Annotated in this window: 1 protein-coding gene; it reads right to left on the bottom strand. The window is 54.0% G+C overall.

Annotated elements, in window-relative coordinates:
- Window positions 1-256: 256 nt before the first annotated feature.
- Window positions 257-4228 (bottom strand): hypothetical protein (locus ACMLHG_RS10915; RefSeq protein WP_417170518.1); only part of this gene is annotated, 3972 nt, incomplete at its 5' end.

Raw genomic sequence — 4228 nt, 5'->3', positions numbered from 1 at the left:
AATTCATGATTTTTTGAGATTTCCGGAACCGGAGCAACGGTTTTTCCGGAACTTGCGCATGTCGGCGAGGAAGACTCTCCTTGCCTCGTTCTCCATCGCGTTGAAGATCAGCAAATTGTCGTTGTCACGCCGGACCGGGGATTGTGGGGGGAGCGGGAGGAACGCAGGCGGAAAACTCCCGGAACAGACGCGGCACCGAATTCCCGGGGAGGGAAAACGGTGCCGCATCGCAGAGTAAAGTGTAATTTCGAAAAGTTTACTGCCGCAAGGAGAGTTTTTCCAGACGGATCTTGTCGAACATGACTGTCCCGGTCGCCTCATGATTCATCACGTGCAGCCAGGAGGCTGTAAGGTCATATGGCAGGAGCAATTCCATGGTGACATCGTGCCAGTCACTCTCCGCCGGGATAGACGGTACCGGGAAACGATGTTCACGGGGAACGTTTTGGAACGTGCCGCGCAAACTGACCTGAAGATCAGGCGGCCGGTGATTCCCGCGGGATTTAACCGCCATTGTCAGGCGGTAACGTCCTGCCGGACATTCGTTCAAAGCCGTTTTGAAGCAGGGTGAAAGATAGCCTTCATATCCTTTAAGCACCATGGAAACCATTCCGTCGGCTGCATCATTGGGATCGTAAAGAATGGTCAGAGGGGAGCAGGTGTAGGTATCGAAGCGATAACCCAGGGATTCCCACAGCGTGGTCAGCATGTGCGGAAACATTTTTCGGTGTCGGAGAGAACAGGCGACGCCAAGAATTTCAAACGAAGGGTCGGCGAGCGAGTGTTCAAACTCTGCCGGATAAAGCGAAACAGCCTTTTGTTTTGCAGCTGCACCGTTGAGCCGAAAGGAGAGTTCCCTGCGGAAACGTTTTGCTGTCGGCAGAGGATTTTTGTCATCGAACCAGGTGGCGATCAGAAAGTTTCCATCTTGCCGTACCGAGCGGGCATTCAATCCATCTACGGCAACAGAGGCATCTTTTTTTTCAAAGAAGAGGCCGTCAGGTGTTGTTCTCGTTGTCAGGTCCCCAACTGTGCTTTGCAGTGTCAGAGAGAAGTTGTATTGAGTAGGCGTTTCCGCCGAATAGATTGCGTGGAATACCGGAGACGAATCAAACCAGTACTCCTGTACCCCCTGAAGCTGCTGGTTGAATTGAAATCCGCGTCTGAAACGACGGTAGTGTGAGGTGTACCGCATATATAATCTGCCGTCGATTTCGCGGATCAGGCAGCCGCTGAAACCGTCATAATGAGGGGTGAGATCATGAACGGTGTGTTGCGCGCGGGAGAGAAGAGTCATGCGGTCGATCAGCCGGGTACCGCTCTTCCGGTCACGCAACAACCGGATCATGCCGCCGAGCCGTCGCAAGTGGACCTCATAATGGGTGTTGGAGATTACCGCACCAGTGGATTCGCTCTGGAGTGTGACGCCATTGATCGGGATTGCCTCCATCGAATGGAGCTCCGAAAAAGTTTCTGCTGCAGACGGCAGAAGTTCCATGCGGAACGAACTCGGAATTCCCTGAAGCAGCGGCGAGGGGGAGTGGAGCCAGATCGCATATCCGGGACGTTTCTCCATACCGTTGAATGTCAAAAACTCCATCGCAGGGGGGACATCTTTCAGGCCGTTCGGAAAACGGAGCAGTACCCCTCTGCCGTCCTGCCGATAGAGTCCGCAGACCGCATCAGCGGGATTGAGCGGATTGCGTTCCGATGACCACTGTACCCGGTAAAAATTATCGCGGTAAAAGGTGTTGTTGCTCAGGTGGGGATGGCGTGGCAGCTGTAGCGGTTCGCCGTAGATCCGATCGGCCATGACCCCGTCGAAGGTGTTGACTTTCCAGGAAGAGTTCCGATCGTCTCCAGCCAGAAACCAGTAGGCATATTCTCCACCGGGTGCGCCGGAGAGAGTTCCCCGGACCGTCACTTTCTGCCCGCTGCAGAGATACTCAAGTTTCACCTCTCCCTGCGGATTGGAAAACGTGGTAGTCACGGTGACCGTATCGAGGAGTTTGTTTGCTTTAACGGAGAGTTCCGGTATCCTGTTTCGGGCGAAAATCAGGTCTGCACCGTGGAGCAGTAAGCGATCGGCTCCATCTTTCATCCATTCCAGCTGGCCGGTTTTACGACTGACGCAGAGGGAATAGTTTCCGGAATGAATCTCGTAACGATCCGGGAATTCTTGAAGTACCGGATCGTTTTCAACGGGAGCGGACTCCGACTGCCGGCGGAGGGGAGGCGCGGTATCCGTCGTACAGGAGGAAAGTATCCGCACCCCGAAGGGGGGGAGCTGAACCTGAAAACTCATTGGATACAAGGCGGATCCTTTCCGGCGGAATGAATTGTCGAGCTGATCAATGAACATGAACTTTTTGTTTTTCAGAAACGCGACTTTGCTCGGATCAAGTCTGATTTCCGAAGTCAATGTCCGGTTGGAAAAGTTGATGAGTCCGATACTGCACTGCTTCCCGTCGTGGCGCAGGACACTCCATATCTCCGGCGCAGAACATTTTACTGCCAGAAAATCGGCGTTGCCGTCCCTGAGTTCCGGGCGAAGTAGGGAGAGACGATTCAGCCGGGCGATGAAATCTCCATGGCCGATATCCGCCTCCTCCTGGATCATCGAGAGTCCGGCGCAGAGGGTCGTCAGGGCATACGCACAGTTCCCCGCTGCGGTTCCCAGGCGCGCGTAGACATCGATGAGATCATGGGATTGAAATTTATGTGTCCACAATGTTCCCGGCGGCGAGAGCTTCTGCTGTTCATGAAAGAAGCGGCGGATGTCCCGGACGAAGGCCGCAGGTTCCGTATTGCAGTACCAGGTGACGTAGTAGACCCAGCAGAGATCGTAGATGGTATCAGCCCAGGAGCCCTGAACCGGTTGGACCAGTTCGCTCAACATGGCGCCGTCTTTGCGGTACTTGCGGATGATGTCCCGCAGTGTGGCGTTGATCAGACGACCGCTGCGATTGCCTAAAGTTGCCCGTTCATACGGCAGTTCCGGCATGGAACCGTTCCGATCGAACCAGCCGGAAACCCAGCGTTGCACTGCCGGTGGGAGCTGCTGCAATGTCTTGCGGGAGGGGAAGCCTTTTTTACGCCAGTTCGGCATATTTCCGTAGGGCATGTCGACGCGGAAGCCATTAGGACCCAGCTTCATTAAATATTCTGCTCCGCAGGCGAGGTAGGCCCGATAGTCTGGATTCATGTAGTCGCCGAGATACCGGTTATAAAATTTTCCATTCCGGTCGAAGGTGAGCAACGGTAGTTCCATCTTACGAGCGGCATTCTCCTGGAGCAGACTGCCGTGAGTCACGATATCCTGCAAGTAGCGGAATCCGCTGGCCTGTGCCTGCGCGATGAACTGGCTGTATTCTTTTGCCGAGCCTACGCGGGCGGTAATTTTATCGAGGTGAACCGGAAGATACCTGGGATTCCAGCCGGGGATTACTGGCTGCGCATACAAGATGTTGTACCCGAGAGCCTTTAGACGTGGGAACAATGATTTTTCCAATCGTTCAAAACGATCGTCTTCGTCGAACGCATCCGGTCTGAATTCGTAAATTCGCCCGCCGGCGACCCAGTCCGGTCGATCGTTTGGTGCATGTATCCCAAGTCGGCGGTACCAGTCGGGAATCATTTTGTCGATGATAGTTTCGAAAGTGGTATCCGGCCGTACAAGACAGTAAAAGTTACCGAGATGGTTCTGTGGTTTTCCCGGAAATGCCCAGCCGCCGCAGAATAGACGGAGTTCCAGGGTGTCGGCATTTTCCCCTGTTATCAGAGATAGGGCCGACGTTTCCAGCCGTGAGTCGGTGAGGATCGCCAGCGCGGTTCCCGTCTTTTTGCGCAGCAGGAGAAAGTCACTGCCGAAAAAAGTCGGTGTGAGTCTCGTTTTCGGCTTGAATTTGCGGGTGTTGCCACGGACTAACTGCGGCTGTTCGATATCCTGAAAGTCGGATTCCTTCTGGACAAAACCGTACCCCTGGAGACTGTTCGCAATGGCGAACGGCATATAGAAGTCCAGATCAGCGGGTGTTCTGAAGGTCAAAATGTAGTTTCCAAATTCAACTCCGGCCGGATCTCCCACTTTCAGCAACAGACGGGCTGTGCGCCTCAACAGTCCCGGCATGTTGTGTGCGTCGAATTCGAACCACTCTTCCAGTTGCCAGTTTTCATAGAGGAGCGTCAGATGGAGTTTTTTTTTTGCAAAAGAGTGATTAACCAGTTG

The sequence above is a fragment of the Victivallis sp. genome, assembly GCF_048170485.1.
Classification (GTDB): Bacteria; Verrucomicrobiota; Lentisphaeria; order Victivallales; family Victivallaceae; genus Victivallis.
Note: the sequence above shows the minus strand (reverse complement) of the source record. Positions and strands in the feature narration are given on the sequence as shown.